The organism is Zhongshania sp. (genome assembly GCF_041623545.1).
Taxonomy (GTDB): domain Bacteria; phylum Pseudomonadota; class Gammaproteobacteria; order Pseudomonadales; family Spongiibacteraceae; genus Spongiibacter.
On sequence record NZ_JBFJWS010000144.1, the window covers coordinates 1 to 8,022 of the forward strand.

Annotated in this window: 10 protein-coding genes and 1 pseudogene; 4 read left to right on the top strand and 7 right to left on the bottom strand. The window is 49.3% G+C overall.

Translation table 11 applies throughout. The features are described from left to right. Both ABYT30_RS12470 and ABYT30_RS12475 read right to left on the bottom strand, forming a co-directional pair. Positions 1-220, bottom strand: a pseudogene (locus ABYT30_RS12470) (S-methyl-5'-thioadenosine phosphorylase); the annotation flags it as partial. Continuing rightward, positions 217-1,329: a mechanosensitive ion channel family protein gene (locus ABYT30_RS12475; RefSeq protein WP_373096770.1), complete on the bottom strand. Its 1,113-nt coding sequence runs from the start codon at positions 1,327-1,329 to the stop codon at positions 217-219. The pseudogene ABYT30_RS12470 and the gene ABYT30_RS12475, both read right to left, overlap by 4 nt. Positions 1,330-1,583: 254 nt before the next feature. Between ABYT30_RS12475 and ABYT30_RS12480 the strand changes: the two genes are divergently transcribed. The 3 genes from ABYT30_RS12480 (at position 1,584) to ABYT30_RS12490 (ending at position 3,099) form a co-directional block, all read left to right on the top strand. Next, entirely contained in the window at positions 1,584-1,904 is a 321-nt protein-coding gene (locus ABYT30_RS12480) for a DUF6763 family protein (protein ID WP_373079423.1), read from the top strand. A 171-nt stretch (positions 1,905-2,075) separates the two neighbouring features. Further along, positions 2,076-2,678: a transcriptional repressor LexA gene (gene lexA / locus ABYT30_RS12485; protein ID WP_373079420.1), complete on the top strand. Its 603-nt coding sequence runs from the start codon at positions 2,076-2,078 to the stop codon at positions 2,676-2,678. Between the two features lie 4 nt (positions 2,679-2,682). Then, positions 2,683-3,099, top strand: coding sequence for a hypothetical protein (locus ABYT30_RS12490; RefSeq protein ID WP_373079419.1), 417 nt, complete (start codon positions 2,683-2,685; stop codon positions 3,097-3,099). A gap of 49 nt (positions 3,100-3,148) precedes the next feature. Here the strand turns inward: ABYT30_RS12490 and ABYT30_RS12495 are convergent, their stop codons facing one another. The 5 genes from ABYT30_RS12495 to ABYT30_RS12515 all read right to left on the bottom strand — a co-directional run bounded on the left by ABYT30_RS12495 (position 3,149) and on the right by ABYT30_RS12515 (position 7,539). Then, on the bottom strand, positions 3,149-3,412 hold the full coding sequence (locus ABYT30_RS12495; RefSeq protein ID WP_373079417.1) for a hypothetical protein: 264 nt from the start codon (positions 3,410-3,412) through the stop codon (positions 3,149-3,151). A gap of 88 nt (positions 3,413-3,500) precedes the next feature. Next, a complete protein-coding gene (locus ABYT30_RS12500; RefSeq protein WP_373096767.1) occupies positions 3,501-3,986 on the bottom strand; it encodes a hypothetical protein in 486 nt (161 codons plus the stop codon). Continuing rightward, positions 3,987-6,692 (bottom strand): type I DNA topoisomerase, encoded by a 2,706-nt coding sequence (topA, locus tag ABYT30_RS12505; RefSeq protein WP_373079414.1) that lies wholly within the window; start codon positions 6,690-6,692, stop codon positions 3,987-3,989. A gap of 117 nt (positions 6,693-6,809) precedes the next feature. Beyond that, positions 6,810-7,067, bottom strand: coding sequence for a DUF1653 domain-containing protein (locus ABYT30_RS12510; RefSeq protein WP_373079412.1), 258 nt, complete (start codon positions 7,065-7,067; stop codon positions 6,810-6,812). After that, positions 7,054-7,539, bottom strand: coding sequence for a hypothetical protein (locus tag ABYT30_RS12515; RefSeq protein ID WP_373079409.1), 486 nt, complete (start codon positions 7,537-7,539; stop codon positions 7,054-7,056). The genes ABYT30_RS12510 and ABYT30_RS12515 overlap by 14 nt, the downstream gene beginning before the upstream one ends. Positions 7,540-7,623: 84 nt before the next feature. On the opposite strand from ABYT30_RS12515, the gene ABYT30_RS12520 reads away from it, so the two are divergent. Then, a partial coding sequence (locus ABYT30_RS12520) for a universal stress protein (protein WP_373096769.1) occupies positions 7,624-8,022 on the top strand: 399 nt, incomplete at its 3' end.

Here is an 8,022-nt window from a genome sequence, read left to right on the forward strand (position 1 = left end):
AGGCTGCAATATTTGCCCGGTAATTAATCGCATGCGGGGGGATTTCGTGACCATGACCATGACGCGCAAGAAATAAAAACTCAGCTGATTCATAGCGTATCCGTTGCAATTTTGCGCTAGGCGCCCCGTAAGGGGTCTCAATCGCCGTCTCTTCCAGCACCTCGGCGCCAGGCCAGTCACACAGACCCGTTCCACCAATAACCGCTATTGTCTTACTCATGCTTTAACTCCGCTGCGCTCTTGGGCATTTTCTATAGTAATGGGGTCCAGCTTTACCGTGGTGGTAGGGAATGCCACATCGCCGCCTAACTCATGAATTATGCCTAGAACTTTCAAAAGAACATCTTGCTTAATTTTATGGTACTCAACCCAGTTTGTTGTTTTAGTGAAGGTGTACACAAAAAAGTCCAAAGACGAGGCATTGTATTTATTAAAATTTACAATCAAAGTTTTAGCCAAATCGATGTCGGCATGGTTCTCCAACATATTTTTAACTCGATCAATAATTTCCGGTAAGCGCGCAGCGTCCTGATAGCGCACACCAATGGTTTCGTAGATCCGCCGATTTAACATCCGAGACGGATTTTCAACCGAAATTTGTGTAAACGTTGCATTTGGGACATATAAAGGCCGCTGGTCAAAGGTGCGGATACGGGTTTGCCGCCAACCAATATTTTCAACTGTTCCTTCAATATTTTTGTCAGGCGACCGAATCCAATCGCCCACGGAAAAAGGCCGGTCTAAATAAACCATTAAACCACCAAAAAAATTTGCCAGTAAATCTTTAGCGGCAAAGCCCACCGCAATGCCACCAATACCGCCAAAGGCTAAAACACCGGAAATACTGTAACCAAGGTTCTGTAAAACCATGAGCCCCGAAACGATAATAACTGCAGTGCGCACTAATTTACCCAATGCCATCACTGTTGTGCGGTCAATGGGTTCATCCTTGCCCGTATAATCGTCGGACAGCAGACGCAGCTCAACTTGGCGTACCAGCGCTACCAAAAACCAACCGAGAATCAAAACCACAGCAACTGCGCGCAGTGAATCCAGCGCGGAAAATATTTCTGCCTTCGTTGAGCGGCCAATGATTTCCAATACATGACTGGCACCCACCGCCCAGATCATCAACAAGGCCGGCTTGCGCGCGGCTTCAAGGAGCGCGTCATCCCAAAGATTGCGGGTATTAGCAAACTTAAGCGCTAAGCGAGCTGTCAGCCGGCTAACAATTAAATTCGCCGTTAAAATAACCAGTACAACAATAAATACGTCCCCCATCCAGGGATACTGTTCTGGCTGAAACCTCTCCCACCACTGCTTTAACATTGCGCTCATCCATCATCATTTCTATACAATTTCATTACTAAGCCCGCGCGGCTTAGACAAATGCACCATAAAAACCTAATTTTAAAATAAATTAAAACATCAGCAATAGGGTCTAGCTCGCTGAATATACAGCGATTTGTTTAAAAGGCCCACCAAATGCCCGCCCTCTCGCCAACAAAGCCGCGAAAAATACCTACTAGACAGCATTTTCCTAAGTGTTAGTTTGGAGTCAGGCTTTCGCAGAGGTGGCAATCATGGCAAGACTAAGACCCCTAGTCGGTAAATGGTATAAAGATATGGAAACCGAACAGCTCTTTGAAGTTGTTGCGGTTGACGATGACAGCGATTCCGTCGAGGCACAATTAATTGACGGCGAACTTTGCCAATACGATATGGAGAGTTGGCGACAGTTAAGCCTAGAGCAGGTTGAAGAGCCAGAAGATTGGCGCAACGCTTTTGAGCTAAGCGACGACGACTACCGTTTCCTTGACGACACTATGGTGCCTGAAAACTGGAATAATCCGCTTTCAGAAATAGAGTCCGATGTTATTAACGGTCTACTCGACGAATATTAACAACGGATTCCCGCAACCCCACCGCACCTGAGAATGCTGACGCCCCACTATTGCTGGGGCGTTTTTTTAATCCCCTCGAAAACATAAGTATTCTTTTAAACTCACTCTTGCCATCCGCAAAACACTGTATATACTAACAGTACCTGTATAGATAAACAGATACTAAAAATTATGGAAAAGCTCACAGCAAGGCAAGCCCAAATTTTACAGCTCATTAAAGATCATATCGCTGACACGGGTTACCCTCCCACTCGCGCGGATATTGCTCGAGAGCTAGGTTTTCGCTCCCCTAACGCCGCTGAGGAACACCTGAAAGCACTAGCGCGCAAGGGTGCAATTGAGATTATTGCTGGCGCATCACGGGGTATAAGGCTTCCAGAAAGCTTGGGAATCCCCATTATTGGCCGCGTCGCTGCTGGTAATCCTATTTTAGCTGAAGCCAATATCGAAGATTACTGCGATATGCCTGCCTCAATTTTTTCGCCCAGCGCGGATTACTTTCTGCGGGTCAAAGGCGACAGCATGATCAATGTCGGCATTTTTGAAGATGATCTACTGGCAGTGCACCGGACCACTGAGGCGCGCAATGGCCAGATCGTAGTGGCGCGAATCGACAATGAAGTCACCGTAAAACGCTTTCAGCAGGAAAAAAGCAAATACCTCATTTCCCTCATTGCCGAAAATCCAGACTATCAACCCATTCAAGTAGATTTACGTGAGCAAGACTTTGCCATTGAAGGTTTAAGTGTTGGTGTATTACGGCGCGGGAGTTAAGACTATGACTTGTATAGAACAGATACCTCTACAGTACGCCTCTGAGTCTGCGGTTGCCGCAGGCCAGATCACCGAAATCACCATGCACAGCGACGCGCATTTGTCCAAACCACTACTGGCAGCCATGCTAATTCAGCTCAGCGCCAACTCGGACCAACGCTGGCTATGTTGGGTAGCAGACCGACCACTAAAGCCTTTACTAAGCACATCAAATCATCAGCACGGTCAGAAAATACTGCAAGTGGTGTCTAATAGTCAGCGCGATTTGAGTGAAATTGCTATCCGCGCCCTAGAGCGTGGGAAAAGCCATACCGTTGCGATACTACTAGAGAGGCCATTGCGTGACGATGAACGCCGGGCGCTGGCTACCGCCGCCAAAGCCGGCGCTGCAGAATGTTTAGTGATTCTAATGCAGGCTTAACCCAACCGAGCGACAGCCTAATACCTACGACGAAAAGGTGTGAAAACCCTTAATGGATGATTTTGGACTGCGACTCCGGATCATCTAAATCCACTTCCCCGTCTTCGGCAAAGCTTTCATTACTCGCAGCAATAGATACGGCTTCAATACCGGCCTGCACCATAGCGCGGGCAATTTCGAGGCATGAGCCATTTATATGCTCGCGGGTTTCGTCGGAAAAACGAATCGTCACTAGTGGGTTTTCATCACCTTCCGAGCGCTGTAGTACAACGTCACCGTTAGCGAGTTCAACCAATTCTAAATATGACAGCACAAAGGATTCCTTGATATTACCAACGCCAACACGACGCCGTTAGCCGTATTGTATCAAACCTCTAAAGCCTGACGCCAACCGCAGTCCCTCAATACTCCATTAAGGTGGCGCGATGGCGAGCAATCATCGACTTTAACTCGCTCAAACACAGCGCCAAATCTGGTTTAGGACGCAACTCTGCCTGGCCATCCCACGCTAAAACGCCCCGCGGCGCAGGGCTCGCACTAGCCGTTTGCAAAAAAGCATAGCTCACAATAGTGGCAAGCCAGCCAGATTCAACTTCGCGCCCTGCCAATTCCTCAATTTCCGGAGGAAGCTCCTCAGCATCGAAGGAGCGGGCGTTAAACAGGCCCTGAGGCAAGGCCAAGCCAAACTTGGGCTGCTGATCAATGAGATCCGCAAGATGGCACTGATAGGCCAACTGCAGCTGCCAGGCAAGTGAATCAGAGCACGCCCGGCGTATATGTCCACCCCAGTCACTAGGGTCACTCGACTCTAGCTGAGCCAAATACTGCTCTGCAAAATAAACGTGCAAATTGCATTGACCGCGGAAGCTTTCCTTTAATCCAGCCAATTACTTGCTCACCTTTGCTTTTTTAGCGGGCTTTGCTGCCTTGGCCTTAGTACTTGCCTTGGCCGCTTTGGCCGCCTTCTCGCGCACCACCCACTTACCGTTCTCGTAAAAAGCGGCCCAACCTGATGGTTTACCGTCTACCTCAGTCTGCACATACTGCTCTTTAGTTTTCCGACTGTAGCGAATTACCGCATCCCGGCCCTCTTTATCTTTAGCCGGCGCGGCAAACAAAAAGGCGTATTTCTCATCGATCTCACTTTGATGAGGCAGTATTTCTTTTACTAGCGGTGCCCTAGTCTCTCGGTTCCGCGGAAAAGCGCTCGCCGCGAGAAACAAACCTGCAGCACCGTCACGGAGAATATAATGGTCATCGACTTTCTCGCACTGCAACTCCGGCATTGGCACTGGGTCCATCTTCGGAGGCGCAGCCTCGCCACTGCGCAAGAGCTTACGGGTATTTTTGCAGTCTTCGCCAGTACAGCCAAAATACTTACCAAAACGGCCAGTTTTAAGCTGCATATCTTGCCCACACTTATCGCACTCAATCAGCGGGCCCTCGTAACCTTTAACCTTGAAACTACCCTGTTCTATCTCATGGCCACTGCAATCCGGATTATTACCACAAACATGCAATTTACGCGACGCATCAATAACATAGCTTTCCATCGCGGTATTACATATACCACAGCGATGCTTACTCCGTAGTACCTTCGACTCCGCCTCATCATCATCACTATCAATGCTGACAAAGTCTTCGGCGGGCACTAAATTAATGGTTTGTTTGCAACGCTCCTTCGGCGGCAATGCGTAACCGGAGCAGCCTAGAAACACACCGGTGCTGGCCGTGCGAATTTGCATAGTTCGACCACAGTTCGGACATGGAATATCTGTCCCAGTCGGCACATTATTTCGCATCCCCGCGTCTTCGGCTTCGGCAGCCTCAAGGGTTTTGCGAAACTCGGTATAAAACTCGTCGAGCAGTTTTTTCCAATTCTTATCACCAGCAGCCACTTCATCGAGCAACTCTTCCATGCGCGCGGTGAAGCTGTAATCGAGTAAGTTACTAAAGCTTTCCACCAGACGATCGGTAACGATATCGCCCATTTTTTCGGCGTAAAAACGGCGATTATCGACACGAACATAACCGCGGTCTTGGATGGTGGAAATAATCGCGGCGTAGGTCGACGGCCGGCCAATTCCACGCTTTTCTAATTCCTTAACTAATGCCGCTTCAGAATAACGCGGTGCTGGCTTGGTAAAGTGCTGGCTAGGATCGACTTTAAGGAGTTCAAGTCGATCTCCCACTTTGACATCAGGCAGTTCCTGATCCTCTTCTTTTTTGCTCACATTCGGTGGCTGCACTTTCATGAAACCGTCAAACAAGACTACTCGGCCCCGAGTTCGCAGCTCAAAATCACCCGCAGTAACCACTACTGAAGTGCTCGTAAAGCTGGCAGACGCCATCTGACAGGCCACAAATTGGCGCCAAATCAACACATAAAGGCGCTCAGCATCACGCTCCATACCGGCCAGTTGGGTCGGCTCTACGTTCACATCAGAAGGTCGAATCGCTTCGTGAGCTTCTTGGGCCCCCTCTTTACTTGAATACGATTTCGGCGCTTCAGGTAAATAGGGTTTAGGGAAGTTGCTGCTAATATAGTCGCGGCACGCTGCCACCGCGTCGACACTCAAATTCGTCGAGTCGGTACGCATATAAGTGATATAACCCGCCTCATAGAGCCGCTGCGCCATCATCATGGTCTTCTTAACACCAAAGCCTAGCCGTGTACTTGCGGCCTGCTGTAGCGTCGAGGTGATATATGGTGCACTTGGGTGGCTTTTGGTTGGCTTATCTTCCCTTGCCGTAACCGTGTAGTCAGCTGCGCGTAAAGCCGCCGTTGCCGCCATGGCATCAGTTTCATTATTAGGACGAAAATTAGCACCAGCTTGCTTTTTCACTTCTAGACGAAGCTGCCCTGCTGCAGATTTATTGTCCGTATGTATTTGCCAGTATTCCTCGGGAATAAAAGCACGAATTTCTTTTTCACGATCGACAATCAAGCGCACTGCAACCGACTGTACCCGACCCGCAGAAAGACCACGCGCGATTTTGGCCCACAGCAACGGCGACACCATGTAGCCTACAACCCGGTCTAAGAAGCGCCTAGCTTGCTGAGCGTTAACCCGATCAAGATCCAATTCGGTCGGCTTTTCAAAGGCAGCCTGAATGGCCTTTTTGGTAATTTCGTTAAACACCACGCGCTTATAGCGACTGGCGTCACCGCCAATGGCTTCGCGCAGATGCCAAGCGATTGCCTCTCCCTCGCGGTCCAAATCCGTCGCGAGGTAGATAGTGTCGGCATTTTCAGCGAGTTTTTTTAATTCACTGACGACTTTCTCTTTACCCGGTAAGATTTCGTAATGGGCAGCCCAGTCTTTCTCTGGATCAATCCCCATTCGAGCAATAAGCTGTTGCCGCGACTTTGCTTTTTTATGGATTTCTTTTTCTTCTGGCGCCATTTTACGGGTCAAAGCTGCCGCTTTAGCCCGTTCTTTAGGGTCAACCGTGCTGGCTTTTGCGCTACCGCTGGTTGGCAGGTCACGAATATGGCCAATACTGGACTTGACGATAAACTCGGAGCCCAAATACTTGTTAATGGTCTTCGCCTTAGCTGGCGACTCCACAATAACCAAAGATTTGCCCATATTATCCTTCTGCAATTGAAGTAAGTACGTGACGCCTTAGCGGCGAGAGGCGACATATATAAGTGTTCATTTCGCCAGGGTCAAGGGGAGAGCCAAGGGTTTTTTATTCCAAGGTGCTCACCCCAAGGCTACACCACCCGCTTCTACCAACTGAAAGCGTGGCATAATTTCTCCTTTATATTCAACAAGTTCCGTAAACATTTGCAGAGGCCTAACCCATAGTGCAGCGGCCCCGTAGAGCGGCCGGTAAACAACCAGCAATTCTTCGGTCTCACTGTGAGTAGCCACCTCATATACTTGGTATTCACCTCCTTTATAATGGCGATACAAGCCCGCTGGCAATTCGGTAAGCGGCAAACTCTTATTTTCCGGCACTATCCAGTCTTCCTTTTTCAACAATCGTATTTAGGCACGAGGCGATATTGGCAACGACTTGCTCATCGGCCTGACACTCCCGCCAATAAACATGGAGGCCAATCGGCGTAAACTCAAGCATCGTCGCATCTGCCGGCAGCAGACTACGAACTTCAGTAATAATGGATGCGATTTGCGAACTACAGGGCTGCACATCGTCCTCACCCTCAGGAATATCCAATAGCCAATATTTCCATGATGGCAGCGGTTTTTTGTTGTGTACTGCACGAGTGTAGCAAACCCCAAACACATCCTCCTCGCGCCTAACCCGTTCGCGCCGAGACTTGGGCATAGCAACAACTTTTACCGATAAGCCGTGTGCGCGTGCGGCCGCTCTCACCGCCACTTGCTGAGATTGCCGGCGCGACGGCAAAATCCACATAATTGGCGCTAGCATAAAGCCGATTACTGCAAAGCCAATGAGCCACGCCATAAAATTCCTTTATTAAATACTGGACAGTTGGCAGGCTTTATACCTTAATAATAGAGTCGATTGCGAATATTTATGGAGCACCAAATGCCAAATTATGGGCGAATCCTAGCCGCGATAGATCTCTCCGAAGAGGCCAACGGTGTACTAGAGCGTGCCGCCGGCATGGCGAAACACCATGGCGCCGAACTGCATTTATTACACGTTGTCGAACCCCTAAGCCTCGCCTACGGCGGGGATATCCCTATGGATTTTTCCGAAGTACAGCTACAACTAGAAAAACAAGCGGAAGACGCATTAGACAAATTTGCCAAGCAGCTAAATCTGCCAAAGGAACGGTGCCATTTACTCAGTGGCCGTCCCGACAGCCAAATTCACGAGCTTGCTAAAACCCTTGAGGTTGACCTTGTCATTGTCGGTAGCCATGGCCGCAAAGGCTTAGCCCTCCTCCTTGGCTCGACTGCTAACGGTGTATTGCACGGCGCG